Below are 25,652 nucleotides of genomic sequence, written 5' to 3'. Positions count from 1 at the left end.
GGTCTCCGGGCCGCTCGCCTGCGCGGCACCGGGCCGCGGTCCTAGCGTGGAGCCATGACCACAGCCGTCGCCAGCACCGCCCCTCCATCCCGCGCCCTGATGTGGGCGCGCCCGCTCGGCGCGCTCGCCCAGCTCGCCGCCCTCGGCTTCGCGGGCACCGCCGCATTCACCGTCATCCTGACGCTCATGGCGGTCGGCATCGGCCTCACTCCGGCGCTCGGCCTCGGCCTGCCGATCCTCGTCGGCTTCGTCTACGCGCTCTGGCTGACCGGCTGGCTCGAGTACGCGCGTGTCGACGGCCTCTACGGGTGGGGGCTGCCCCCGCTGTCGGCGCGCAGCAGCGGACGGCCTGGGTTCGGCGGCTGGCTGCGCACGGTCTGGCTGCAGTTCACAGACGGCCGGATGTGGCGCGGGGTCGCTCACGCGGCGATCTCGACCGTGCTGGGTCTCATCGTGCTCAGCCTGGCGAGCCTGCTCGCGTCGGGCGTCGCCCTTCTCTTCGCGCCGCTGTACGCCACCAGCGACGTCACGATCGGGTCGACCTGGATCACCGTGCCGCTCGAGGGCGCCGTCGTGGCCGGCGTGCTGATGGTGATCGTGCCGGCAGCCGTGCTCGTGGGCATCGCTCTCCTGCACCGCATCCTCGCCACATCGATCCTCCTCCCCTCTCGCGAGGCCCAGCTCGTCGAAGCAGCACGCACCGCGGGCGTCCAGCGCGAGGGCGCGGTCCGTGCCGGAGAGCTCGAGCGCACCCGCATCGAGCGCGACCTGCACGACGGCGTCCAGCCCCGTCTGGTCTCGGTCGGCATGACGCTGGGACTGGCTCAGCAGAAGATCGACGACGATCCGGCTGCCGCGAAGGAGCTGCTCGCCGAGGCGCACACGTCGACGAAGGCGGCCATCACCGAGCTGCGTCAGCTCGCCCGCGGCATCCATGCCTCGGTGCTCGACGACCGGGGGCTCGACGCGGCGCTGTCGGCGCTCGCCGCCCGCTCGCACGTCCCCGTCAGCCTCGACGTGCGAGTCGATCAGCGCTGCAGCCGTACCGCCGAGGCGGCCGTGTACTTCGCCATCGCGGAATCGCTCACCAACGCCGCCAAGCACTCGCGGGCCGGGGAATGCCGCGTGGTGGTCCGCCATCGCGACGACCACACGCTCTGGGCACGCGTCGAGGACAACGGCGTCGGAGGCGCCCGGGTCATCCCCGGAGGCGGGCTCGACGGAATCATCAACCGCATCACGGCGGCGGGCGGCACGACGCGTCTCGACAGTCCGGCCGGCGGACCGACCGCTCTGGAGGTGAGCGTCCCGTGCGCATCCTGATCTGCGAGGACTCCACGCTGCTGCGCGAGGGGCTGGTGCGGCTGCTGGCCGACGCGGGCCACGAGGTCGCCGCCGCCCTCCCCGACGCCGACGGCATCTCGGCCGCCGTGACCGAGACCAGTCCCGACCTCTGCATCCTCGACGTCCGGCTGCCGCCCACGTTCACCGACGAGGGCATCCGCGCGGCCCTCGCGCTGCGCGCCGAGAACCCGCGGCTGCCGATCCTCGTGCTGAGCCAGTACGTCGAGGAGCGCTACGCGAGCGAGCTCATCACCTCGCAGGGAGCAGCCCTGGGCTACCTCCTGAAGGACCGTGTGGCCGACGTCGGCGAGTTCCTCGCGACGATCGAGCGCATCGGGTCGGGAGCCACGGTGCTCGACCCCGAGGTGGTCGCGCAGCTTCTGACGCGCCGTTCACGCGACGAGCGGATGTCGCGGCTCACCGAACGCGAGCGGACGGTGCTCGCCCTCATCGCCGAAGGCCGCAGCAACCAGGCCATCGCCGGGGCGATGTTCCTGAGCGAGGCGAGCGTCGAGAAGTACATCACCTCCCTTTTCCAGAAGCTCGATCTCGAGCAGGACGAGCACGGCAACCGTCGCGTGCTCGCCGCGCTCGTCCACCTCGAATACGGCGGCTCGCAGCCGCAGAACGGAGCAGTGCGATGAGCACGACCCTGACCCCGCCTCCCGCCACTCCGCCGCAACCTCCGGTCGAGCCGCCGGTCACGGGCGACATGCCGCCGACCGGGCCGGCACCGTCCCGGGGACCGTCGTCATCCGCCCGGGTGATCGCGGGACTCACGATCGCCGCGGGAGCAGCCCTCGTCCTGTTCACCGCGGGCACGGGTGTCGTGTCGACCATCGTCAGCGGTGGTGCGGCGACCTCGACGATCTCCGCACCGACCGCGGGCGTGAACCTGCTCGAGATGGATGCCGCAGCAGCCGATGTCGAGGTCTCCTTCGGCGACGTCGACGAAGCGACGCTCACCGTGACCGGCACGGGAGGCGCCGAGGCGTGGGAGCTCGCCCGCGAGGGCGACCGCCTCGTGGTCGACTCCGACCGCGACTGGTGGAGCGGATGGCGCCTGTGGGGCGGATCGTCGCGGGCGACCCTCGTCCTGCCCGCAAGCCTCGCCGGGCTCGACGCCCAGCTGAGCGTCGGGGCGGGAGCGCTGCGTGCAGACGGCGAGTTCGGCGCTCTCGCGCTGCGAGCCGACGCCGGATCGGTCGATGCGGCCGGCTCCGCGACGAGTCTCGACGCGCGGGTGTCCGCCGGACGCGTGTCGGTCGACCTCGACGGTGTCCGCGAGGCGACCGTCGACGTCAGCGCCGGCCGGCTGTCGGGAACGCTGTCGGGCACCGCGCCGACGTCGGTGACGATCACCGCCGAGGCCGGCGGCGCCGACCTGACCCTTCCCCGCGGCGGCTACGCCGTCAGCGCGACGCAGGAGGCGGGCTCGGTCGTCAACGGCCTCACCGAGGACCCGTCATCGCGCAACCGCGTCGAGGTCCGGGTGTCGGCGGGCTCGGTCGTCCTGCGCGAGGGACGCTGAGGTCCGACGGGCGATTCTGAACGATCCCTATGCACCGCTGATGAGAACCGCTCACCCGTTGCATCCCGTTATCTGGCCGTTATAAATTCGAGGCACGCAGTTCCCCCGACTGCGCGGTGTGATCTCTGGTGCAAGGGATGACAGGGCCGGTCGACGATTCTGAGTCGGCCGGCCCTTCTCACGTCCGGCGGGCGATCGCGGCAGTCGTAGGCTGGCCGGGTGCGTGCGTTCACCGGTCATCTCCCCGGCTCGCCCGCCTACCGCCGGCTCATCGCCGGACTGTTCTTCGCAGGCGTGGCGACCTTCGCCCAGCTGTACTCGCCGCAGGCCGTGCTCCCCTTCATCGGCTCGGAGTTCGGGGTCGAGCCGGCGACGGCAGCCCTCGCGGTCTCGGTCTCGACGCTCGGTCTCGCCGTCAGCGTCATCCCCTGGTCGGTCGTGGCCGACCGCATCGGCCGCGTGCCCGCGATGGCGATCGGGGTCATCGCCGCGACGGTGCTCGGCCTGCTCGCCCCCCTCGCCCCCACCCTGCCGCTGCTGCTCGGCGCCCGGCTGCTCGAAGGCGCGGCGCTCGGCGCCGTGCCCGCCATCGCGCTGGCGTACCTGTCGGAAGAGGTCGACGCGGCCCACACCGCGACGGCGGCGGGCAGCTACATCGCCGGCACCACGATCGGCGGGCTGCTCGGGCGGCTCGTCGCAGGGCCATTCGGCGACGTCGGCCTGTGGCGCGGCGGAGTCTTCGCGGTCGCAGCGGTGTGCGCCGCGTCGGCGGCGCTCTTCCTCTGGCTGACGCCGCCGGCACAGGGCTTCGCGCCGCAGCGGCGGACCGGCGCCTCGGGCCCGGCGCTGGTCGCCCGGCTCGTGACGAACCTGCGCGACCGCCGCCAGTTGGCCCTCTACGCGCAGGGGTTCCTGCTCATGGGCGGCTTCGTCGCGGTGTACAACTACCTCGGGTTCCACCTGGTGGCACCGCCGTACTCGCTGCCGCTGTGGGTCGTGAGCTTCCTCTTCCTCGCCTACCTCGCCGGGACCGTCGCCTCGCCGTGGGCCGGATCGCTCGCGGGGCGGCACGGCCGGCTGCCGGTGCTGTTGGCCGCACTGGCGGTCATGGCGATCGGCATCATCGTGACGGCCGTGCCCCACGTGATCGCGGTGCTCGTGGGGCTGCTGGTCCTGACCGCCGGCTTCTTCGGCGCTCACGCGATCGCCTCGGGCTGGGCTCCCGCTGCGGCCGCATCGCAGACGAGAGCTCAGGCCGCATCGCTGTACTACCTCGGCTACTACGGCGGCTCGAGCCTGTTCGGCTGGCTCCTGGGATACGCCTTCCACGATCTCGGGTGGCCCGGCGTCGCCGGATGCACCCTCGCGATGGTCGCGGTCGCCGGTCTGCTCGCGGTGCTCGGGCTCAGGGCGCCGCGTCGGGCTGCCTGACCGCGCCTGCGACCGGGACCACCGTCGCGTCCGCGGGATCGGGCGGCGGCGCGTCGGCGTACGCCCGACTCAGGCGCCGGTACTGCGGTGAGGCGAACGCGAGGATGACGATGAGGAGCATCAGGGCGCTCGCAGTGACGAAGGCCAGGGCGATGCCGCGAGCCTCACCGCCACCGAGCAGCCAGCCGAAGCTGCGTTCTCCGGCGTCGCTGCGCATGAAGGGGATGAGGCCGAACTGCGCGAGCGGTCCGATCAGGTACGCCGAGATCGGAGACGCCGCCGACTCGACCGACGCCGCGAACCCGAAGACGCGGCCCTGGGTGTGGAACGGCACGACGCGCTGGATGACGGTCTGCTCGGCGGCCTCGGCGACGGGCATGAGCATCATGAAGACGAAGATCCCGAGGGCGTACAGCCACCACCACTCGCGGATCGCGAACGTCATGCCGAGCACGGCGACGCCGACGTTGACGAGAAGCAGCGTGCGCACGGGATTGCGTCCGAGGCCGCGAGCGGCCACGAGCGCGCCGCCGAGGATGAATCCGGTGCCGGTGACCGCGAGCACGACGCCCCACGCCTCGACCGTGAAAAGCGTCAGCCCGTACGGATCCATGAGCGCCATGAACACCCCGCCGACGAGGTTGTTGAGAGTCGTGAACAGGATCAGAGCCAGCAGCCCGGGCACCGACCGGATCGCCGGGAGGACACCGCGGAACGTGAAGGCCGGCGTCACGGCCTCGTTCGCCGCGGCGACGCCGCGCTCGGGGATCGAGACGAAGGTCAGGTGGGCGAGGGCGGACGCGGTCGCGACGACCGCGATCACGACGGTCCAGCCCATTCCGAGGAGGCCGATCGAGAGACCCGAGAAGACGCTCGTGACGATGAACGCCACGCCCTGCACCGTTCCGACCAGGCCATTCGCCCGGTCGCGGCGGTCGCTCGGCACGAGCAGGGTGACGGTGGTCGATAGCGCGATGTTGCGCAGGTTCTCGACCACTCCTCCCACGAGGATCAACCCCGCGAAGACCCAGAACCACGGCCCGCCCCAATCGACGAGCACCGACTCCGGGAACAGCAGGTAGATCGCGCCGGCGCCGAGATAGGTCGACAGGGTGATGAGGCTCGAGAGCACCATCACCGCCTTCTTCTTCATGTGGTCGACGAGGGCCCCGAAGACCACCCCGAACACGGCGACGAGCAGCATGTACGACCCACCGATGATGCTGGTCGCCAGCACGTTCTGCGTCGCGAGGTACGCCCAGAACGTCAAGGCGAACCAGAGGAAGCTCGAGGTCACGTTCGCGAGCAGGGTGTTGCCGAGCACCTGGTGGAACGCGCGCATGCGCGAGGTCTCCACGGCGCTGAGCGGGGCGGTCATGGGACGAACAGTAGACCCGGTCGCCGACACGGAGAAGAGCGGATTCCGGGTCGCCCGTCAGGCTCGCAGCGCGGGGTCGGCGAGCGACCACTTCTGGGCGGTCTGCATCATCCAGAACACCAGGAACAGTGCCAGGGCGACGAGCTCTCCCGCCAGCACGACGGGAAGGTCGAACAGCACCGCCGACACGACAGTGGTGGCAAGGTCGAGCAGGAGCGCGATCGCCACGACGACGTAGCCGATCCGCATCCGCTTCGCGGGTGGATGCGCGTCGGAGGGCCGAAGCGCCTCGGCCAGCGCGACGAGGGCGATGATGATGAAGAATCCGAACGCCGCGACGGCGTGACCGTAGCGGACGAGCAGCTGCGGCACGAGCGTCCACACGAGGGCGACGCCCGCCAGCACCGCCGCCGCGAGGGCGAGGGTCGGCCCCGCGTCGCGGAGGGCGACGTCGCCGCGTCGCGCCAGCACGAGGCCGATCGCGAGCACGACGGCGCCGATCACGAGATAGGTCGCCAGGGCGTTGTCGAGGTCATCCGTGAACCCGGCGGGGACGCACGGGGCGGCGCAGTCGACGACGATGCCGACCACCTCGCCGGCCGAGATCGGCGTGGGGATGATGGCGATGAGCGGAGCCAGGAGCGCCGCGACATCCAGCAGCACCCGCTGCGGCCCCCGCCCGGAGAGGGCGAGCAGACAGGCCGCTGCCGCGACCAGGGCGGCGGAGAAGACGGTGCGGGCGGAGCTGTAGAAGTAGTGGCTGACGCTGGGGAGCACTCCCACGTCGGGGATCGCGAAGAGCACCGCGAGCATGATGGCCACCGGCGCGCCCGCGAGGGTCAGGCGCAGGTAGCGATACGTGCGCTGCGAGGTCGAGACGGCCGGCACGACGCCAGGCTAACGGCGGCGTCGGACGTCCGCCGCATCCGCCCCGGTGACCGGAGCGGATGCGGCGGCGCGGCGCGTCAGGAGACGGCGGCGATCTCGTTGGGAACGTGCGGCAGCTTCACGGTCTGCACGATCTCGCCCGTCGTGAGGTCGACGGCGACGAGTTCGCTGTCCGCCGGGTCGGTGACGTAGGCGATGTCGCCCGCGACCTTGACGGCCGGGTGCGGAGCCTGCCACTCGGCCGGACCCTCCCACGGGTCGACCACGGGCAGGGACTTCGTGATGCCCCCCGTGGCGGGATCGATCCAGTGCAGCGATCCGTCGGTGCCGATCAGCACGGCCTCGCCGGCCGGCCCGCGCGCGATGCCGCGGAAGGTGTACTCGACGCCGGCGGGCAGCGCGACCTTGGTCAGCGACTTCGCCTCGGTGTCGACGAGGGCGATGTTGCGCAGCAGGTAGCCCTCGGCGTCGGGGTCGTCCTTGTAGTCCATGACGACGAGCGGGCTGTCCTCGGCGACGAAGGCGTTGCCGATGCGGCCGTAGGAGTCGGGCGAGGTGACCTTGGTGATCTCGCCGCCGTCGTAGATGATCGCGCCGTTCTCGCAGCCGAACACGACGCGCTCGCCTTCGGCGGTGCCCTCACCGTGGACGCCCGGGCAGTCGGCGTTGGACGCGACCTCGGCGCCGTCCGCATCGAGCACGCGGATGCCGGTGCGCCCGGCCTCTCCGCCGACGGTGGTCAGCAGTGTGCCGTCCTCGAGCTCGACCGAGACGCCGTGGTGCGCTTCGACGCCGGGGATCACCTCGGCGTCGGGCAGCGTGCCGTCGAGCTGTGCGAGGTCGGCGGTGTCGAAGATCGTCGTGTCGCTCGTCGCGTCGTCGTAGAGCACGGTCTTGCCGCCGTGAACGACGACGTGTCCGGCGGCGGCCGCCGGGACGACGAGGTCGGTGAGCTCAGGCTGCTGAACGTCGAGCAGCTGGAAGCCCTCCGACGTGGTGACCATGACGTGACGGCCGTCACCGGCCGAGTTGAGCCGGATGAAGTCCTCGGAGTCGAAGTCTCCGATCACCTCGAGCTCCTCGCCGCCGAGGACGAGCACGCCGCCCTCGTAGCCGAGCGCGACGCGCGGACCGGCGGGCGCGGACGCCTCGGCCGACGCGTCGCCCGACGGGCTGGACGTCGCGGCGGGCGAGGACGAGCATCCCGCCAGCACCAGGGCTGCGGCGCCGGCGAGGACGCCGAACTGCAGGGTTCTCTTCATGGGGTGGGTTTCCTTTCCAGGGAAATGCCTCATCGGGTGAGGCCGTCGGTGATGCGCTGGAGGTTCTGGCGCATCATGTCGAGGTAGGTGTCGCCGGGTTGCCCCTCCGGGGCGAGCGACTCGGTCAGCAGCGGCACGACGGACACGTCGCGCCCCGCCTCGTCGGCGAGGACGCGCATGAGCCGGTCCGGCTGCGACGAGTCGGCGAAGATGGTGCGGACGCCGGCCGCATCGATCGCATCGACGAGCTCCCGCAGGTCGGAGGCGCTGGGGGCCGCGAGGGTCGTCCCGCCCGGGACGGCCGCGCCGAGGATGCGCACGTCGTAACGGCGCGCGAGGTAGCCGAACACGTGATGGTTGGTGACGAGGGCCCGGTGCTCGGCGGGGATGGCCTCCAGGCCGGCGGCCATCTCGGCGTCGACCGTCTCCAGTTCCGCGGCGTATTCGTCGGCGGCATCCGTCACGTTCCGTCCGCCGTCACCGGCGAGGTCGGCGAGGACCGGGGCGAGTGCGTCGACGACACGGGCGGTCTGGGTCGGATCGGTCCAGAAGTGCGGGTCGACGGCGTCGGAGTCGAGGTACCCGAGGGTCTCGACGTGGTCACCCGCGACGAACTGAGCCACGCCATCGGCGGCAGATGCGTCGACGTGGTGCTGCACGCCCTCTTCGAGCCCGAGACCGTTCGAGACGACGAGGTCTGCGCTGCGCATCGCCGCCGCGTCCTGGGCCGAGAGCTCGAACGAGTGCGGATCGGCGTCTCGCGGCATGAAGGTGACGACGTCGAGTTCGTCGCCGGCGAGATTCTGCACGATGTCGCCCAGGATGTTGGTCGTCACGACGACGGTCGGGCGGTCGCTTCCGCCCGCCGAGCAGCCGGCGAGCGAGACCGCTCCCGCGAGGAAGAGGCCGAGAGCCAGCGCGACCCGCTTCATCGGCCCGTCTCCGCGAAGAGAGCGGGCGCATGCTCGGTCGGGAAACTCCGGGCCACCCGGCCGCCGTCAGCGGGATCGAGCTCGAACAGCGTTCGCTCCGCCGGCCCGTTGAGGTAGGTGCGACGCTGATCCGCGACGAGGTCGACGCCTGCCATGAGCGCGGGGTCGGCGACGGACGCCGCCACCAGCGGTTCCGTGCGCGAGAGCTGCCCTCCCGTGGCACCGGAGATGACGATCACCGAGCCGTCGGCGGCGAGTGCGACCACGGTGTCGTCGGCGTCGTCGACCGCCGTCACGCGGACGATGGGCTCGCCGGCGTCGTGTGCCGTCCACGACCGCTCGCGGGTGTCGAGCAGCCAGAACGCCGACGACTCGGTTCGACCGGCCACGGTGGGCCGGCCCTCGCGGTTGGCGAACGACAGGGCGCGGCTCGGCCCGCCCTCGGGATACGGGACGCGCTCGAGAGTCGTTCCCGCGGCATCCGAGACGGCGAGCACGGCACCGTCGGCGCAGCCGACGACGACGCCCACATTGGTCGTGATGGACCCGGCCGGCTCGGTGCAGGGCGTGGTGTCGAGTTCCGTCCCCGAGGCGTCGACACGGCGGATCTCGCCCGCGCGCGCATCGGCGATGAGCGCTCCCCCGGGGATCGGCGCGACGAGGGAGCCGGGGGCATCGAGGTCGAGGCGGAAGCTCTCGACGATGTCGCCCTTCTTCAGCGCGTCGAAGTCGAGCAGCACGGCCTCGCCGCTGCGGTCGTCGCCGTGGTCGCCGCCGTCGAAGTAGACGCCGACCCCGAGGTCGCTCGTCACGGTTCGCGGTGCGCCGGAGCCCTCGAGCTCGCCGAGGATGCGGGACGGAGCCTCGTAGTAGTGGAAGTGGTCGATGTGGTTCCAGGTCCACACGCCGCTGTCGATGATCGACACCTCGCCCTCACGGCCCGCGAAGAGGAAGCGTCCCTCGCTGTCGAGGGTGTCGGCGGGAGCGATCTCGCCGAGGAGCTCGGACTGCTCGTCGATCAGGTCGAGGTGGTGCACGGCACCGTCGGTTCCGATGCTGGTGAGGTGCAGCGCGGGCTCGGCGAGCTCGCGCGCTCCGGCGATGGCGCCGTGCCCGTCGCCGAGTGCTGTGGCATCGGCGTCGGGAGTCTCGGCGGCCGAGTCCGAGGGAGTGGCCTGGCAGCCGGCGAGGAGGGCTGCACCGGCCGTGAGAGCGATGAGCGAGAGAGGTGCACGAGTTCTCATGCGGTCCTTTCCGGGGTGTTCGGGATGACGGACGCCGGCGCGCGGCGTCCGTCCGGGCGGGTCGGAATGCGGATGAGGGCGCGGATGCCGGTCGAGATGGCCCCCGAGCAGATCGCGGTGAAGGCGACGGTGGCCCCGGCGGCGGTGGCGGCGTGCCACGAGACGAGGAGGCCGACGGCGACGGACAGGGTGCCGATGACAGCGGCGAGCATCATCGTGGGGACGATGCGCCGGGTCCACTGGCCGGCCGCGACGGCGGGCCCGAGGAGCATGCCCACCACCAGGAGAGAGCCGACCGCCTGGTACGCCGAGACCACTGCGAGCGTGACGAGCCCGACGAGGACGATGTGGGCGGCACGGGGCCGGAGACCGAGCAGCTGCGCCTGACGCGGGTCGACGGTCAGCGCGACGAATGACCGGTGCCCGAGCGCCGCGACGGCGACGGTGACGGCGAGGGCGGCCGCGAGGGCGACGAGATCAGCCGACCCGATGGCGAGGATGTCGCCGAAGAGGATCGCGGAGGCATCGGTTGCGAAGCTGCGCGAGGCCGAGATGACGATGATTCCGAGCGAGAGGCTCGCGACGAACAACAGGCCGATGCTCGTGTCGGCGGAAAGACGGCCGCGCCGCTGCAACGCGCCGACACCCAGCGACATCGCCGCCGCGCTGACGGCGGCGCCGGCCATCGGCGGGAAGCCCGTGAGGGTGGCGACGGCCACCCCGGGGAGCATGCCGTGCGCCATCGCCTCGCCGAGGAACGCCATGCCGCGCAGCACGACCCACGTACCGACGATGCCGCAGACGACCGCGACGAGCGTGCCGCCGAGCAGCGCGCGCTGGACGAACGTGACGGCGAAGGGGTCGAAGAGGAGGGACACGGTCGACGACCTTACATGAAAGTGAGAACCGTTTTCATTTGCAATACTGAGTCGATGCCCAGCTTCAGCCCCGCTCCCGTCGCCCGCGGCCCGGTCGTCGCCCTGCGTGAGGTGACCGTCGCCTTCGACGGACACCTCGCCCTCCGCGGGGTGGATCTCGACCTGATGGGCGGTGAGCTCCTCGCGATCGTGGGGGCCAACGGCTCGGGGAAGTCGACGCTCATCGCCATCGCGGCCGGACTCCTCGCCCCCACCTCGGGAACGGTGCGCCGGGACCCCGGCATCCGCGTCGGTCTCGTGCCGCAGACCTCGAACGACGGCGCCCGCCTGCCGCTGACCGTGGCCGACCTGGTCGCGATGGGGCGCTGGCGCGAGCGCGGACCGTTCCTGCCACTGCGCCGCCACGACCGCGCACGCGTCGCCGAGGCGATCGAGACCGTCGGGCTCACCCCGCTGGCCCGGCGGCCGCTCGGACTGCTCTCGGGCGGCCAGCGCCAGCGCGCGCACATCGCGCAGGCTCTCGCCCAGGACGCCGACCTGCTGCTGCTCGACGAACCGATGAGCGGACTGGATGCGGCGTCCCGCGACGCCGTGGCATCCGCTCTGGCCGCCGTGGCGCGCACGGGCACGGCCGTCGTCGCCGTCACGCACGATCTGGCCGAGCTCGGCGAGGTCGACGCCGTCTGCCGGCTCGTCGACGGGCGCGTGGTCGAGAGTTCTCCCGCCGCGCCGCGTGGACGCGGACACGGCGGCGCGGCTACCGTGAGAGCGTGACCGCTGCTCCCATCGATGCCACCACCACCGCCGCCTGGAACGACCTCGAGTCGCTGAAGAACGGCTTCACCCCCGACCTCCGCGGCTGGTTCGACAGCGACCCCGGACGCGTCGAGCGTCTGAGCATGCCGCTGGCCGACCTGCACGTCGACCTGTCGAAGAACCTCGTCACCGACGAGATCGTCGCCGCCCTCGTGCGCCTGGCCGAGCAGACCGGCGTCGCCGAGCGCTACGCCGCCATGGTCTCGGGCGAGCACATCAACACCAGCGAAGACCGCGCCGTGCTCCACACGGCGCTGCGACGACCCGCGGACGCCTCACCAGAGCTCGTCGTCGACGGGCAGGACATCGACGCCGACGTGCAGGCCGTGCTCGAGAAGATGTCGGCGTTCGCCGATCGGGTTCGCTCCGGCGAATGGACCGGCATCACCGGCAAGAAGGTGACCCACGTCGTCAACATCGGCATCGGCGGCTCCGACCTCGGGCCGGTCATGATCTCCGAGGCCCTCCGCCCCTATGCCACGGCCGGTATCCAGGCACGGTTCGTGTCGAACATCGACCCGTTCGACATCGCGAACAAGACCTCCGACCTCGACCCCGAGACGACGCTGTTCATCGTCGCGTCGAAGACCTTCACGACCCTCGAGACCCTCACCAACGCGCGCCTCGCCCGCGACTGGCTGTGGGCCGGGCTGCAGGAGGCCGGTGCGATCGACGACAGCGAGGCGCAGAAGACGGATGCCGTCGCGCACCACTTCGTCGCCGTCTCGACCGCGCTCGAGAAGGTCGAGGCCTTCGGCATCGACCCCGCCAACGCGTTCGGGTTCTGGGACTGGGTCGGCGGCCGCTACTCCGTCGACTCGGCGATCGGCCTGTCGCTCGTGATCGAGCTCGGCCCCGACGCGTTCCGCGACCTGCTCGCCGGCTTCCACGCGGTCGACGAGCACGTCGCATCCACCCCGCTCGAGAAGAACGTGCCCGTTCTCATGGGCCTGCTCAACGTCTGGTACACCAACTTCCTCGGCGCCCAGACGCACGCCGTGCTGCCCTACGCACAGCAGCTGCACCGCTTCGCGGCCTACCTGCAGCAGCTCACGATGGAGTCGAACGGCAAGTCGGTCCGCTGGGACGGCACCCCCGTCACCTCCGACACCGGCGAGGTCTTCTGGGGCGAGCCCGGCACCAACGGCCAGCACGCGTTCTACCAGCTCATCCACCAGGGCACGCGGCTGATCCCCGCCGACTTCATCGCCTTCGTCAACCCGGCCCATCCGCTCACCGACGGCGGGCGCGACGTGCACGGACTGTTCCTGGCGAACTTCCTGGCCCAGACGAAGGCGCTCGCCTTCGGCAAGACCGCCGAGGAGGTCGAGGCCGAGGGCACGACCGGAGCGCTCGTCGCCGCACGCACGTTCGCGGGCAACCGTCCGACGACGTCGATCTTCGCGCCCGCGCTGACGCCCAGGGTGCTCGGCGAGCTCATCGCGCTCTACGAGCACATCACGTTCACGCAGGGCACGATCTGGGGCATCAACTCGTTCGACCAGTGGGGCGTCGAGCTCGGCAAGCAGCTCGCCCTGCAGATCGCGCCCGCGATCGAGGGCGACGCCGACGCGCTCGCCGCGCAGGATGCCTCGACCCAGGCTCTCCTCGCCTACTATCGCACCCACCGCCACTCCTGACGCCCCCTTTCTCTCTCCCCGTCGACTCGCCAGAGAACGCGGATGCCGGGGCGCCGGCATCCGCAGTTCTCGGCGAGTCGACGGGTAACGGGGCGGGGTCAGGAGGGGGTCGTCAGGGTGTGCATGCGCTCGCCGGCGGCGTTGAAGATGCTGATGACCTCGGCGGGGCGCGTCCCGACCGCGCTGATGGAATGCGGGGTGCGGGTGTCGAACTCCGCCGCCTCGCCCCGCGAGAGGATGAGCTCCTGGTCGTCGAGCACGAGCCGGATGCGTCCGCTCAGCACGTAGAACCACTCGAAGCCGTCGTGGACCCGCGGCGACGGCGCCTCAGCTGACGGCGGGAACGTCACCTTGTAGGTCTGCACGGGCGAGGTCTCGCGCGTCAGCGGTGCGACGACATGGCCGTGCCGCATGGTCGCGGGCCGACGCACCCGGGGATCGGGATGCTCGGCGGGCACGAGGTCGTCGATGCGGATGCCGAGCTGCCGCGTGAGCGGGACGAGAAGCTCGAGGTTCGCCTGACGCTTGCCCGATTCGAGCCGCGAGAGCGTGCTCGTCGACATGCCCGCCCGCTCCGCGAGCTCGTCGAGGGTGAGCCCGCGTTCCTGCCGCGCCGCACGCAGGCGTGGGCCGATCTGATCCAATCCGGTCATGGGTCAAGTTTGCCATTTCTGCAAACGGGTTTGCCAGCGCGCATTCGAAACCGGATGCTGTGGACATGCAGAACCTCGATCAGGACGTCGTCATCGTCGGTGCCGGACCCGCCGGCCTCAGCGCCGCGCAGATGCTCGGGCGGGCTCGCCGCCGCACCCTCGTGCTCGACTCGGACTCCCCGCGCAATCGTTTCGCGGAGCACATGCACGCCGTCGTCGGTTTCGACGGCACCTCGCCCTCCGAGCTCCGCCGGCGCGGTCGAGAAGAGGCGGAGCGCTACGGCGTCGCCTTCCGTTCGGCGCGCGTCGCATCGGTGACCGAGATCGACGGCGGCCTCGAGGTCGTCCTCGCCGGAAGCACCGAGCGGATCACGACGCGAGCGCTTCTCGTCGCGACCGGCGTCTCCGACCGCATGCCCGACGTGCCCGGGCTCGCCGAGCGCTGGGGGCGGACCGTGCTGCACTGCCCCTACTGCCACGGCTGGGAGGTGCGCGATCGCCGGATCGGCGTGCTCGCGACGTCGCCGATGAGCCTGCACCAGATCGAGCTCGTACGGCAGTGGAGCCCCGACGTCGTGGCGTTCACAGCGGCAGCGGGTGACCTCGGCGACGACGTCCGGGAGCGGCTCCGTGCCCGCGGCATCCGCACCGTCGCGTCGCCCGTGGTCGCCGTCACCGGCCCGGCGGAAGCGGCGGACGACGCCGACGACGCGGCGATCGGCGATGTCGTGACCGCCGACGGGCAGCGCGTGGCGATCGACGCCATCTTCACCGGCGGACACCTCGAGCCTCACGACGGCTTCCTCGCGGGGCTCGACCTCGCCCGCTCCGACGGACCGGTCGGGTCGTTCATCGCGGTCGACGCGGCGGGGGCGACGAGCCACCCCCTCGTGTGGGCCGCCGGCAACGTCGTCGCACCGATGGCGAACGTGCCCCTGTCGATGGGCGCCGGGTCGATGGCCGGCGCAGCGGTCAACGCCGCTCTCGTCGCCCTCGACGCCGCGGCAGCTGTGGAGCGCCGCCGCGGTCATGCCGCCGACTGGGAGGCGCGATACGCCGAGACGGACCGGGTCTGGTCGGGCCGCGTGAACGAGACGACCTCGACGGTGATCGCCGAGCTCGAGGCGGCGGGCTCGCTCGCTCCGACCACCGCTCTCGACCTGGGGTGCGGCGAGGGCGGTGACGCGCTGTGGCTCGCCTCGCGCGGGTGGTCGGTGACGGGGGTCGACCTCTCGCCGACGGCGGTCGCGCGCGCCCGGGCCGCCGCCCGGAACGCTCAGCTCGACGCGACCTTCGTCGCGGGCGAGATCGACGCGGCGGAGCTCGGGGAGTTCGACCTCGTGACGACGAGCTTCCTGCACTCGTGGGACCCGGAGTTCTCCCGCATCCCGCTCCTGCGCGCCGCCCTCCGCCACGTCGCCCCGGGCGGGCGCCTGCTCGTCGTGTCGCACGCCGGTGGACCGCCGCGCGGGCCCGAGGACGTAGAGGCGCACGAGCATCCTCCGTTCGCGACGCCCGCCGAGGAGCGCGCCGTGCTCGAGCTCGACCCCGCCGAGTGGATCGTCGAGCGCGAGGAGGTCGTCGAGCGCCGGGAGATCCACGAGCGCCGGGCCCCCGTCGCGTCCGCGCCCGCCGCATCTCGTCCCCCACACCTGCTCGACGGCGTCCTCCTCCTCCGCCGCCTCCTCTGACCCCGCAGCACAAAACGTCGACTCGCCAGAATCTGCGGATGCCGGAGGCCCGGCATCCGCGATTCGTGGCGAGTCGACGTTCGGGGAGGGAGGGAGGGAGCGGGGGCTACTTCTCCAGGATCAGGAGAGGGGCACCGGCGGTCGTGGAGCCGAGGCCCACGGGGTCGACCGTCGCGAAGGCGTCGCCGTTGAGGACGATCACCGGCGTGATCAGCGGGTAGCCCGCCTTCTCGATCACGGCACGGTCGAACGTCACGAGGGGGGTGCCCTGCTCGACGCGGTCGCCGGCCTTGACGTGGACCTCGAAGCCCTCGCCCTTCAGGTTGACGGTGTCGATGCCGACGTGGATGAGCAGTTCGGCCCCGTTGTCGAGCTGGAGGCCGAACGCGTGACCGGTCGGCTGAGCGGCCGCGACGGTTCCGGCACCGGGCGAGACGACGGTGTTCCCCGTCGGCTCGATCGCGACACCCGGACCCATGACGCCGCCGCCGAAGACCGGATCGGGCACCTCGGAGAGGGCGACGACCGTGCCGTCGAGAGGCGACGCGATCTCGAAGGCCGCCGACACCTCGTCGGTGGCGCCGGGCTTGTCGAGGGTCGCGGTGGCGGTTCCCGGAGCGGTCTGCGCGGGGGTCGCCGTCGACGAGCCCGAGCCCGAGGCCGCAGCCGCAGCAGGCGCTGCCGCAGCACCGGCAGCCGTCGCGCCGGCCTTCGCCTCGGCCTTGTCGCGCTGCGCCTCGAACTCGGCGCGCTGCTCGGGCGTGCGGTAGTCGCTGATGATGACGAGGGCCATCGCGACGACGAACGCCGCGAGCACGGCGATGCCGTAGAGGACGACCGAGTCGAAGGCGGGGATCGTCAGGAGCGACGTGAACACGAACGCCTGCGTCTTGACGCCACCTCCGATGCCGATGATGAGACCACCGACGAGGCATCCGACCAGCATCCGGGGGTAGATGCGCTTGAAGCGCAGGTGGATGCCGTAGAGCGAGGGTTCCGAGATGCCGCCGAGCAGACCGGCCGCGAGGGCTCCCGTCGCCGTCTGCCGCATCTGCTTGTCACGGGCACGCCACGAGATCCACAGCACGCCGGCGGTCGCGCCGAAGCAGGCGAAGTTCCACGCACCCATGGGGCCCTGGATGAAGTCGTAGCCGAGGTTCTGGATGTTCAGCAGCATGATCGCGTTGATCGGCCAGTGCAGGCCGAGCGGAACCATGAAGGGGTATGCGAGCGGGATGACGACCGCGAAGATGAACGGCGAGAAGTCGTTGATCGAGCTCAGCAGGTTCGCGAGACCGGCACCCGCGTACACACCGATGGGTCCGATGAGGAACGCCGTGAGCGGGATCATGATCAGCATCGCCAGGAAGGGGACGAAGATCAGCTGGATGTTTTCGGGGATGACCTTGCGCAGCCCCTTCCAGAGCAGCCCGAGCGCACCCGCCATGAGCAGCGGCGGGAACACCTGCGAGCTGTAGTCGAAGATCGTCAGCGGCAGACCGAAGACCGAGACGGTCGTGATGTCCGAACCGAGGAAGTTGATCTGCTGCGCGCCCTCCTGGGTCGCGAGGCCCGAGAACTGCGGCAGCATCACGACGGCCATGATCGCGAAGCCGACCCACGGGTCGGCCCCGACCTTCTTGGCCGCGTTGTAGGCGACCATGAGCGGCAGGAAGATGAAGACGCACTGCCACATCAGGTTGACGAACTGCCACGAGGGGTCGAGGACGACGCCCGGGGCGTTCCAGGCCGGGATGACCCCGAGCGTCGCCATCAGCGCCATGAAGGTGATGAACAGCGATGCGCCCAGCAGTGCGCCGAGGATCGGGCGGAACGAGTCCGACAGGAACTCGAACAGGGAGTCGAGCCAGGCGACCTTGCCGCGCGGGCCCTTCGCGCGCTCGCGCGCCTTGACCGAGTCGATGTCGTCCTCGTCGACAGCGCCACCGCCGGCACCCGACATCGAGGGGAGCGCGTTGATGTCGTTGTAGACGTTCTGGACGGCTCCGCCGATGACGACCTGGTACCGGTTCCCGGCCTGCGGAACGGCGCCCATGACGCCGGGGATGGCCTCGACCGTCGACTGATCGACGTTCGACGAATCACGCAGTTGGAAACGCAGGCGCGTGGCGCAGTGCGTCAGACTCTCGATGTTTCCCGGACCGCCGACTGCGTCGACGATCGATTCAGCGGGGCTTGTCGCCATGGCTTCTCTCCTGTTCTCCGACGGGTGGCCGGAGTTCTTCGCCCGGAACTTTACCCTGAGAATTCGCCGGGAACGAGGGGTTGACCTGTCATGGCCTGACCACACTCGTTTCCGCTCCCCCGGAGGAAGATCTCCGCGCGCGACGGGCGCGGAATCCCTGCACGACCGCGTCGGCGATCACGAAGGCCGCGAGCGGCAGTCCGACGAGGGGAAGGAAGTACCCGATGCCGATCGCGACGGCCGCCACGAGCGCGACACCCCATACCGGCGCGTTCGGAAGGGCCTCGCCGGGGACCGTGCCCATCCGGCGAGCGGGGTCGCGGGTGGGCCGACGCTTCCACCACATCAGGTATCCGAACACGACCATCGTCGCGATCCCTGCGGCGACCACGAAGAGGATGAGCTGGTTCACGATCCCGAACATCGACCCCATATGGAGGTCGACCGCCCACCGCGCGAGCTTCGCCATGAACGGGTAGTCCGCGAAGTCGACCCGGTCCACGACCGCGAGCGTGTCGCCGTCGATCGCGACACCGTCGACCTCCGTCGGGAAGCTGCGCTGGATCTCTTGGACGACCCACGCCTGCCCCGCAGCCGAGGGCGGCCGGATCTCGATGAGGCCGACGTTCACGTTCTCGGTGCGCGCGACCGCGAGCACGTCGTCGAACGTGTCGGGCGACACCGCGGCCGTCGGCGCCGCGACGACGCCGTGGTCCGCGTGCGCGCCCGCGGCGGCGGGGCCGTCGTCGCCGAGCGCCGTCGACAACGTCGGGTTCTGCCACGAGAGCGCGGCCCGGAGTGTCGATACGTTCGCGCCGCCGTAGGTCGACCACGTGATACCCGAGGCCGAGAGGAAGAGCGCCCCGACGACGAGCCACACCCCGAGCGACGCATGCCATCCGAAGAGGCGCCGATACCCGGTGGCACCGCGCTTCGGGCGGAGCAGGTCCTTCTTCACGCGCGCCCTGCGCAGCCGCACGACCCAGAGCGCGAGTCCCGCGACGACGACGATGCCGAGCCACGACGCGGCGAACTCGCTGTAGAGGCGGCCCGGCTCGCCGAGGTGGAGGTTGCGGTGCAGGTCGCTGACCCATGCGCGCAGCGGCAGCGCACCGCTCGTGCCGTAGACCGTCAGGTCGCCACGGATATCCCCCGTGCCCGGGTCAACGAAGACGGCGCGCGTCTCGCTCGGCCCGAGCCCGTCCTGGGCGAACATGACGCGCGTGGTGTCGCCCGCCGCGGGCGCGGGCCGGACGGCCGCCAGCGAGGCGGCGTCGCCGATGTACCCCTCCGCGATGCGCACCTGGTCGCCGATCGAGAGCGTCGCCTCGGTGACCGGCGCGCTGAGCTCGTGGGCGTAGACGACGCGCTCGAGCTGCGGCGTCACGACGTAGATCGCCCCGCTGACCGCGGCGATCAGGATGAAGGGGCCGACAAGGATGCCGGCGAAGAAGTGGATGCGCAGCAGCAGCGGCATCACCCACGCGCGCGGTCGCCGCGGCGGGGCGTGTTCGCGGGACGGGGTGGCGGACGCGCCGCCGGGGTCGGGGGCGCCGCCGGTGGGCGTGCGCGACTCGGTGGTGGACATGAGACTCCTCGGTCGTCGGTGTGCCGGCACGCGAAGCAAGGTGAGCGCGCACGCCGGATCGCCCCGACGGGCGCCGGGGCGTCAGAGAGCGAGGAGAACGGGAGGGCCGCGCCGCGCGGGCGCCGCGACGAGGGCGCACCGGCGGGGCATGCGGACGCTCGACACGATCGCGCGCACCCGCAGCGGGTTCGGGGCCGGCGGAACAGCATCCCGCGCCGCCGAGCGCAGACGCACGGCGATGCGCCGGGCGAGCCCGAGGAGCGCGGAGAGTAGTCGCTCGCCGCGGTGCAGGAGAAGTGTGGTCGCGACGGCGGCCAGGACGTGGGCGCCGATCATCGCGGCATCCGGTGCCACCGCGGCGAGCGCGCCCGGCGCGGACAGGGATGCCGGGAGCGACATATGTCCCGCATGCAGGCTCATCGGCGTCGTCTGGCTCGCTCCGGCCGTCGAAACACCCGCTGATCCCGCCAGCGGGACGACACCGAGCGCGAACATGACGTGGAAGAGCACCTGAGCCGCGGTGACCGCCGCTCCGAGCCGCACCGCGGAGAGCCGACGCCCGACGACGACGAGGCTCACCACCAGCGACAGTGCCCACGGCAGGGCGGCTCCCAGCCCCGAGGGCGGTTCACCCCCCGCTGCCACATGCGACAGGAGCGCGACGAACGTCGCCAGCGTCGCGGCCGCGCCGGCTCTCAGCGCGCGCTGGTGGCGAGGGGAGGTCACGTCGCGGTGCTCGGTCGGCCGGTCGGTCGCGGGGTCGTCAGACCCCGACGCGGGAGAAGGCGTCGAGGCTGATGCCCTGATCGAGCACGGTCTTCGACCACTCGCGGGCCGAGTGCAGGGAATGGTCGCGGTAGTTGCCGCACTCGAGGGCGGAGACGCCCGGGATATCGGCCTCGACCGCTTCGTCGGCGATGAAGCGCAGGCTCCCGGTCAGGGCGGCGACGACGTCGGCGACCTCGGGCTCGCCCCACATCAGCAGGTGGAAGCCGGTGCGGCATCCGAAGGGCGAGATGTCGATGACGCCGTCGATGCGGTCGCGGAGAAGGCCCGCGAGCATGTGCTCGATGGTGTGGATGCCGGCGGTCGGGATCTCGCCCGCGTTGGGCTGCACGAATCGCACGTCGAAGTTCGTGATGGTGCCGCCGCCGGGGCCGTGCTCGACGCCGATCCGCCGCACGTACGGGGCGAGCACGGCGGTGTGGTCCAATGTGAAGCTCTCGATCTCGGCCATGATTTCCTCCCTCGGCACGGACGATCGGACGGCCGAAACGGCCCGTCGTTCCGGCCAGATTAACCCGCTGGGCCACCGGGTCGGCCCGCCTCCGCTCTCAGGTTACGTCCAGGGCCTGTCCGGGACTCGTCCAGACTCACCCCGCAGACTCGGGGAGTTTTGTGCGTCCGCCCGAGACGCCCGCCGCCTGCCGCGGTGCCCGCAAACATCGAAGGACCGCCCCTGTTCGCATGACTTCTTCGTCAAGCCAGCCCACCCGCCGCGACCTGCGGCGTTCCACCACCTCCGCCTCCAGCTCGGCATCCCGCCGCTTCGTCCGCCCCGCTGCCCTCACTCTCGGGCTGGCCCTGGGCCTGACCGCGGTGGTGGGAACGACGGCCTCTGCCGCACTGCCCACGGCATCGGGTCCCGCTCCCGTCATGCAGCGCGCCGCGCTCGTCACCGCCGCGGCCACCTCGACCTCGAAGCCGCTGAGCGCGATCGAGCAGGCCACGAGCGACGCCGTCGCCGCGGCCGAGGCATCCGTCGTGGACGCCGCCACGGTGACCGGCGATGTGTCGGCGGCGGCGCTCCCCATCGAGGGCGACACGACGATCGACACGTCGCAGCTGCGCGAGCGCATCGCGGGCCTGAAGGACACCGACGTCATCCCGACGCTGCTCCTGCCCGACCTGACCGACAAGCTGACCGACGCGACCGACGACGTGCAGGCCGAGACGGCCGACCTCCGCGGACGCCTCGAGGCCGCTCAGGCGCAGAAGGCCGCCGAAGAGGAAGCCGCGCGGATCGCCGCCGAAGAGGCTGCGGCCGCCGAGGCAGCCGCGAAGGCGAAGGCCGAGGAGGAAGCCGCTGCGGCCGCTGCCGCGCAGCGTTCGAACAGCTCGCGCTCGTCGTCCTCGTCGTCGTCCGCCCCCGCCGCTTCGGCCGTCGCCTCGACCGGAGACAACTCCCCCGGCGCCGCGCAGCAGGCCGCGAGCAACATGCTCGGCGAGTTCGGCTGGGGCCAGGACCAGTTCTCGTGCCTCGTCTCGCTGTGGAACAAGGAGTCGGGCTGGAACTACCAGGCCTACAACAGCGGCAGCGGTGCATACGGCATCCCGCAGGCGCTTCCCGGCAGCAAGATGGCTTCGGCCGGTGGCGACTGGCAGACCAGCGCCGTCACCCAGGTTCGCTGGGGCCTCGGCTACATCTCCGGCCGCTACGGCTCGCCCTGCGGCGCATGGGGCCACTCGCAGTCGACCGGCTGGTACTGATCTCTGCCAGTTCACGAAAGCGCACGTTCGCACGGTCCGCTCACGCGGATACCGTGCGGACGTGCGCTTTCGCCGTGTGCGGGCTCGGGATGCCGGGTCAGTCCTCGTCGACCGGGTCTTCGGCCGTGGGCTCGAGTGTCGGGGCTTCCTCGATCGGGTCGATGGGCATCTCACCCGGTGCGACGAAGGGCACGTTCCCATTGAGGCTCATAGTGGTTCCTCCCTGTAGTTCGTGAACCGCTCACGATACGGCGACGCCTCACCGCGGTCAGCCCCGTTGCCTCGCCGCGACGCCGGGTGTACTCGCCCCGTGTCGGTGGTCGGGGGTACCGTCGGTCGCGACGAGGAGGTCACCATGAACACGCTCGGCAACATCACCTTCTACGCAGACAACCCACGCGCGCTCTCGCATTTCTGGGCCGATGTCTTCGGCTATCCGCGCCTCGACTGGCCCGACGACATGCGCCGACAACAGCTCGATGCCGGCCTGACCGATGACGACCTCGACCGCCGAGGGCTCGCGGAAGATCCCGAGGGCCGCGGGCCTCGCCTGTACTTCCACCACGCTGACGGCGCGAAGCGGGGGCGCAACCGCCTGCATATCGACGTGTCGGTCGCACCGGCCGACGGTGCTCGCCGCGCAACGGCCGAGGCTCTGGATGCCGAGAAGGATCGCCTGGTCGCGCTGGGGGCGAGTGTCGTCCGGCTGGTGGAACAGCAGTGGGGTGCGTGGCCCGAGCGGTATTGGCAGATGCGAGACCCCGAGGGCAACGAGTTCTGCCTCCAGTGATCGTCCGGCATAGGGTCGGAGACATGGCCCCCCGCATCCTCGCCGTCGTGAACGGCCGCATCGTCCCCGTGTCCGCACCCGCCATCGAGGGCGGGACGGTGATCGTCACCGATGGCGTGATCACCGCCGTGGGCGGCGCCGAGACGCCCGTTCCCGAGGGCGCGGAGGTCGTGGATGCCGCGGGACGCTGGGTCCTGCCCGGGTTCGTCGAGGCCCACGGCCACCTCGGCGTCCACGAGGACGGCGAGGGATGGTCGGGCAACGACACCAACGAGATGACCGACCCCAACGGCGCCCGCTTCCGCGCGCTCGACGGCATCGATATCGACGAGGTCGGGTTCCGCGACGCACTGCGCGGCGGTGTCACCTCCGTCGTCATCAAGCCGGGTTCGGGCAACCCGATCGGCGGGCGCACCGTCGCCATTAAGACCTGGGGGGGACGCACCGTCGACGAGCAGGTGATCGCCGAGAACGTGTCGGTGAAGTCGGCCCTCGGCGAGAACCCCAAGCGCGTGTACGGCGACAAGAAGCAGACCCCCTCCACCCGGCTGGGCGTCGCCTCCGTCCTGCGAGACGCCTTCGTCGGCGCACAGAACTACGTCGCCAAGCGGGATGCCGCGGCAGCCAAGGGCGAGCCGTTCGAGCGCGATCTCGGCAAGGAGACGCTCGCCGAGGTGCTCGACGGCACGCTGCTGTGGGACCAGCACAGCCACCGGCACGACGACATCGTCACCGCGATCCGTCTGGCCGAGGAGTTCGGTTACCGGCTCGTCGTGAACCACGGCACCGAGGGGCACAAGATCGCCGACGTCCTGGCCGAGAAGGGCATCCCCGTCATCTTCGGGCCCATGCTCACCTCGCGCTCGAAGGTCGAGCTGCGCGACCGGGCGATCGGTGCTCTCGCCCTCATCGCCGCGGCGGGCGTCACGGTCGCGATCACGACCGATCACCCCGTGGTGCCGATCGACCAGATCCGGCTGCAGGCGATCCTCGCGGTGCGCGAGGGACTCCCGGCGGATGTCGCGCTGCAGGCGCTGACCACCAACCCCGCCAGCATCCTGCGCCTCGACGACCGCGTCGGCGCCCTCGAGGCCGGCCGCGACGGCGACCTCGTTCTGTGGTCGGGCGACCCGCTCGCCGTGGAGTCGCGCGTCGAGCACGTGGTCATCGGCGGAACCACGGTGCTCGAGACGACCGACGACGGCGACGTGCACATCGTCGAGCGGTGGGAGCGGTTCGGCCGGTCGAGCTGGCTCCGCTGAGCCGGATCCGGAACCGGTCCCGGGTCCTGAGCCGGTTCCGGGGGCGAACGCAAGCGGTACACGCACACGCCTGATCGGGTGTGCACTGAGGGGATGTCGAACCTGCCCCTCTGGCTGCTCCTCCTGGTGTTCGCCGCTGCCGCCGCCGTCGTGTGGGTCGCCGGCATCCAGCTCTCGAAGTCGACCGACGTCCTCGACGCGCGCTGGCACATCGGCAGCGCGTTCGGCGGACTGATCGTGCTTGCCGTGGCGACCAACCTCCCCGAGATCGCCATCACGGTCAGCGCCGCCGTCTCGGGCAATCTCGAGGTCGCCGTGGGCAACATCCTCGGCGGCATCGCCCTGCAGACCGTGGTGCTGGTGATCCTCGACCTGTTCGGCAAGCGCGGGCACGGGGTCAGACCGCTGACCTATCGCGCAGCATCCCTCGTCCTCGTGCTCGAGGCCGTGATCGTGGTCGCCGTGCTCGCCGTCGTCATGGCGGGGAGCCAGCTACCCGGTGATCTCGTCGTGGCCCGCCTCACCCCCGACGTCGTGCTCATCGCGGCGCTGTGGCTCGCGGGGCTCTTCCTCGTGCAGCGCGCCGGGAAGCACCTTCCCTGGCATGAGAACGGCACATCGCCCGGTGCGAGCGAGCACCGGCCGGGGCACCGGCGCGCGAAGCCGCAGCATCCGCATCACGCGATGCGCACCCGCGCGGTCGTCGCGATCTTCGCCGTCTCGGCGCTCGCGACGCTCGGAGCCGGTGTCGTGCTCGAACGGGTCGGCGACGCCATCGCCGACGAGATCGGCCTGTCGGGGGTCCTGTTCGGAGCGACCGTCCTCGCACTGGCGACCGCGCTGCCGGAGATCTCCACGGGGCTGCAGGCCATCCGCCAGGGCGATGACAATCTCGCGATGAGCGACATCTTCGGCGGCAATGCGTTCCTGCCCGTGCTGTTCCTCGTGGCCACCCTGATCTCGGGGCGGGCCGTGCTGCCGCAGGCGAATGGAGCTGACATCTACCTCACCGCGCTGGCCGCGCTGCTGACGCTCGTCTACGTCGTCGGACTCATCTTCCGGCCCGCGAAGCGCGTGGCCGGGATGGGCGTCGATTCACTGGTCGTGCTCGTCCTCTACGCTGCCGGGGTGGCAGGGCTCTTCGCCGTCGCGGGGTGATCCGGCCGCGGGGTGAGCCCGCAGTCGCGGGGTGAGCTCGCAGCCTCGGGGTGAGCCCACAGCCGGGGTGAGCGGGTCAGACCTCGTCCGATCGGGGCGACCGCACCGACCATCCGACCCGCCGGAGGGCATCGGCCAGTCGCGCGGCCTCGGTCGCCGCGACATCCCATGACACGTCCGAGCACACGTCGACCGCCAGCGGGGGCGGGTCGGCGAACTTGGGGATCTGCACCTCGGCCCACACATCCCGCCCCAATCCCACGCGCGGGAAGGCGGTGCCTGCGTTCTCGATGACGCCATCCGACACGAACGCGATCGTCTCGAGGGCGTCGGGCTTCGCGATCGGCAGGTCGACGACGAGCGTGACCACGAAGGGTCCGCTGGCGGTGTCTCGGCCGTGGGCGTGCACGCGCTCATCCTGACAGACCCGCGGCACTGCGAAGGCCGAAAACCGGATGCCGCCGAGGTGG

The 25,652-nt window shown here is 71.3% G+C and carries 23 protein-coding genes; 11 read left to right on the top strand and 12 right to left on the bottom strand.

Features of this window, described 5'->3' with window-relative positions:
- Positions 1-54: 54 nt before the first annotated feature.
- The 4 genes from CBF90_RS09405 to CBF90_RS09390 all read left to right on the top strand — a co-directional run bounded on the left by CBF90_RS09405 (position 55) and on the right by CBF90_RS09390 (position 4,306).
- Positions 55-1,323: a histidine kinase gene (locus CBF90_RS09405; protein ID WP_088380448.1), complete on the top strand. Its 1,269-nt coding sequence runs from the start codon at positions 55-57 to the stop codon at positions 1,321-1,323.
- Positions 1,311-1,988 carry a response regulator transcription factor gene (locus CBF90_RS09400; protein ID WP_071918466.1) on the top strand — a complete coding sequence of 226 codons (678 nt, stop codon included), beginning with the start codon at positions 1,311-1,313 and terminating at the stop codon, positions 1,986-1,988. The genes CBF90_RS09405 and CBF90_RS09400 overlap by 13 nt, the downstream gene beginning before the upstream one ends.
- Positions 1,985-2,875 (top strand): DUF4097 domain-containing protein, encoded by an 891-nt coding sequence (locus CBF90_RS09395; protein WP_141097143.1) that lies wholly within the window; start codon positions 1,985-1,987, stop codon positions 2,873-2,875. Before CBF90_RS09400 ends, CBF90_RS09395 begins: the two co-directional genes overlap by 4 nt.
- A gap of 219 nt (positions 2,876-3,094) precedes the next feature.
- Positions 3,095-4,306 carry an MFS transporter gene (locus CBF90_RS09390; protein WP_023952290.1) on the top strand — a complete coding sequence of 404 codons (1,212 nt, stop codon included), beginning with the start codon at positions 3,095-3,097 and terminating at the stop codon, positions 4,304-4,306.
- Here CBF90_RS09390 and CBF90_RS09385 read toward each other — a convergent pair.
- From CBF90_RS09385 to aztB, 6 genes are all read right to left on the bottom strand, one after another.
- On the bottom strand, positions 4,281-5,684 hold the full coding sequence (locus CBF90_RS09385; RefSeq protein WP_277921430.1) for an MFS transporter: 1,404 nt from the start codon (positions 5,682-5,684) through the stop codon (positions 4,281-4,283). The two genes, CBF90_RS09390 and CBF90_RS09385, sit on opposite strands and share 26 nt — an antisense overlap.
- Positions 5,685-5,741: 57 nt before the next feature.
- The gene (locus CBF90_RS09380) at positions 5,742-6,572 is read right to left on the bottom strand and encodes a hypothetical protein (RefSeq protein ID WP_088380447.1); all 831 of its coding nucleotides are present in this window, start codon (positions 6,570-6,572) and stop codon (positions 5,742-5,744) included.
- Between the two features lie 77 nt (positions 6,573-6,649).
- The gene (aztD, locus tag CBF90_RS09375; RefSeq protein ID WP_088380446.1) at positions 6,650-7,834 is read right to left on the bottom strand and encodes a zinc metallochaperone AztD; all 1,185 of its coding nucleotides are present in this window, start codon (positions 7,832-7,834) and stop codon (positions 6,650-6,652) included.
- Between the two features lie 29 nt (positions 7,835-7,863).
- Complete coding sequence (locus CBF90_RS09370) at positions 7,864-8,766, bottom strand: metal ABC transporter substrate-binding protein (RefSeq protein ID WP_064956124.1); 903 nt, start codon at positions 8,764-8,766, stop codon at positions 7,864-7,866.
- Positions 8,763-10,010 (bottom strand): hypothetical protein, encoded by a 1,248-nt coding sequence (locus tag CBF90_RS09365; RefSeq protein WP_064956125.1) that lies wholly within the window; start codon positions 10,008-10,010, stop codon positions 8,763-8,765. Before CBF90_RS09365 ends, CBF90_RS09370 begins: the two co-directional genes overlap by 4 nt.
- Entirely contained in the window at positions 10,007-10,888 is an 882-nt protein-coding gene (gene aztB / locus CBF90_RS09360) for a zinc ABC transporter permease AztB (RefSeq protein ID WP_088380445.1), read from the bottom strand. The genes CBF90_RS09365 and aztB overlap by 4 nt, the downstream gene beginning before the upstream one ends.
- A 54-nt stretch (positions 10,889-10,942) precedes the next feature.
- Here aztB and aztA point away from each other — a divergent pair, with 54 nt between their 5' ends.
- Positions 10,943-11,662: a zinc ABC transporter ATP-binding protein AztA gene (gene aztA, locus CBF90_RS09355; protein ID WP_023952301.1), complete on the top strand. Its 720-nt coding sequence runs from the start codon at positions 10,943-10,945 to the stop codon at positions 11,660-11,662.
- A complete protein-coding gene (pgi, locus tag CBF90_RS09350; protein WP_088380444.1) occupies positions 11,659-13,344 on the top strand; it encodes a glucose-6-phosphate isomerase in 1,686 nt (561 codons plus the stop codon). The genes aztA and pgi overlap by 4 nt, the downstream gene beginning before the upstream one ends.
- 98 nt (positions 13,345-13,442) lie before the next feature.
- Here the strand turns inward: pgi and CBF90_RS09345 are convergent, their stop codons facing one another.
- Complete coding sequence (locus CBF90_RS09345) at positions 13,443-13,997, bottom strand: helix-turn-helix domain-containing protein (protein WP_023952305.1); 555 nt, start codon at positions 13,995-13,997, stop codon at positions 13,443-13,445.
- Between the two features lie 65 nt (positions 13,998-14,062).
- Here CBF90_RS09345 and CBF90_RS09340 point away from each other — a divergent pair, with 65 nt between their 5' ends.
- A complete protein-coding gene (locus CBF90_RS09340; protein ID WP_088380507.1) occupies positions 14,063-15,688 on the top strand; it encodes an FAD-dependent oxidoreductase in 1,626 nt (541 codons plus the stop codon).
- Positions 15,689-15,794: 106 nt separating this feature from the next.
- Here CBF90_RS09340 and CBF90_RS09335 read toward each other — a convergent pair whose 3' ends face one another.
- From CBF90_RS09335 to CBF90_RS09320, 4 genes are all read right to left on the bottom strand, one after another.
- Positions 15,795-17,894 carry a glucose PTS transporter subunit IIA gene (locus CBF90_RS09335; protein WP_064956128.1) on the bottom strand — a complete coding sequence of 700 codons (2,100 nt, stop codon included), beginning with the start codon at positions 17,892-17,894 and terminating at the stop codon, positions 15,795-15,797.
- Between the two features lie 88 nt (positions 17,895-17,982).
- Positions 17,983-19,482 (bottom strand): PepSY domain-containing protein, encoded by a 1,500-nt coding sequence (locus tag CBF90_RS09330; RefSeq protein WP_088380443.1) that lies wholly within the window; start codon positions 19,480-19,482, stop codon positions 17,983-17,985.
- Between the two features lie 81 nt (positions 19,483-19,563).
- A complete protein-coding gene (locus CBF90_RS09325; RefSeq protein ID WP_088380442.1) occupies positions 19,564-20,208 on the bottom strand; it encodes a hypothetical protein in 645 nt (214 codons plus the stop codon).
- A gap of 37 nt (positions 20,209-20,245) precedes the next feature.
- The gene (locus tag CBF90_RS09320; protein ID WP_023952312.1) at positions 20,246-20,719 is read right to left on the bottom strand and encodes an S-ribosylhomocysteine lyase; all 474 of its coding nucleotides are present in this window, start codon (positions 20,717-20,719) and stop codon (positions 20,246-20,248) included.
- Between the two features lie 230 nt (positions 20,720-20,949).
- Here CBF90_RS09320 and CBF90_RS09315 point away from each other — a divergent pair, with 230 nt between their 5' ends.
- The 4 genes from CBF90_RS09315 to CBF90_RS09300 all read left to right on the top strand — a co-directional run bounded on the left by CBF90_RS09315 (position 20,950) and on the right by CBF90_RS09300 (position 25,182).
- A complete protein-coding gene (locus CBF90_RS09315; protein ID WP_023952314.1) occupies positions 20,950-21,972 on the top strand; it encodes a lytic transglycosylase domain-containing protein in 1,023 nt (340 codons plus the stop codon).
- Positions 21,973-22,327: 355 nt separating this feature from the next.
- The gene (locus CBF90_RS09310) at positions 22,328-22,762 is read left to right on the top strand and encodes a VOC family protein (RefSeq protein ID WP_103841198.1); all 435 of its coding nucleotides are present in this window, start codon (positions 22,328-22,330) and stop codon (positions 22,760-22,762) included.
- 23 nt (positions 22,763-22,785) lie between these two features.
- On the top strand, positions 22,786-24,024 hold the full coding sequence (locus tag CBF90_RS09305) for an amidohydrolase (RefSeq protein WP_036304663.1): 1,239 nt from the start codon (positions 22,786-22,788) through the stop codon (positions 24,022-24,024).
- Between the two features lie 93 nt (positions 24,025-24,117).
- On the top strand, positions 24,118-25,182 hold the full coding sequence (locus tag CBF90_RS09300) for a sodium:calcium antiporter (protein WP_088380440.1): 1,065 nt from the start codon (positions 24,118-24,120) through the stop codon (positions 25,180-25,182).
- Between the two features lie 76 nt (positions 25,183-25,258).
- On the opposite strand, the gene CBF90_RS09295 is transcribed toward CBF90_RS09300, so the two are convergent.
- Positions 25,259-25,591, bottom strand: a complete 333-nt coding sequence (locus tag CBF90_RS09295; protein ID WP_088380439.1) for a hypothetical protein — start codon at positions 25,589-25,591, stop codon at positions 25,259-25,261.
- Positions 25,592-25,652: the final 61 nt, after the last annotated feature.

It is taken from the genome of Microbacterium sp. AISO3, assembly GCF_002204305.1.
Lineage (GTDB): Bacteria > Actinomycetota > Actinomycetes > Actinomycetales > Microbacteriaceae > Microbacterium > Microbacterium arborescens.
This window is presented reverse-complemented; position numbering and strand designations above follow the sequence as displayed.